The organism is Benzoatithermus flavus (assembly GCF_037908215.1).
Classification (GTDB): Bacteria; Pseudomonadota; Alphaproteobacteria; order Geminicoccales; family Geminicoccaceae; genus Benzoatithermus; species Benzoatithermus flavus.
Map to the genome: position 1 here is coordinate 1 of NZ_JBBLZC010000141.1, position 526 is coordinate 526.

Annotated in this window: 1 protein-coding gene; it reads right to left on the minus strand. The window is 67.1% G+C overall.

All coding sequences use genetic code 11. The features are described 5' to 3' along the window. On the minus strand, positions 1-526 hold a 526-nt coding region (locus U1T56_RS24565), incomplete at both ends, for an ABC transporter permease (protein WP_418162090.1).

Sequence of the window (526 nt, forward strand, 5' to 3'; positions counted from 1 at the left end):
GGCGAGAAGTTGAAGATCAGCCCGAACAGCGCCGTGAGCAGGACGAGCATCCAGACCGGGTTGGCGATGCCCAGGATCTCGCCGCCGCCGATGGCGTTGAAGGTGTCGCCGTAGGGGCCGAACTCGTAGATCATCTTGTTCTGGGAGAGCACGATCGCGCACGAGCGCGCGATCGAGAGCATGCCCAGCGTGACGACGAACGGCGGCAGGCCGGCATAGGCGATGAGGACGCCGTTGACGGCGCCGCAGAGCGCGCCGGTGGCGAGCCCGGCGAGCACCGCCAAGAGCCAGTGCTGCCCGGCCTGGAGGACGAGGCCGCAGACCACGCCGACCACGCCCATGATCGAGCCGACCGAGAGATCGATGCCGCCCGTGAGGATCACCGCGGTCATGCCCAGGGCCATGATGCCGATGAAGGCGAAGTTGCGGGTGATGTTGAACAGGTTGTCGGTGGTGGCGAAGGCGTCGGGCTGCAGCCAGCTCATCACCAGGCAGATCGCGACGAGCGCCACCGTGACCCAGAAGG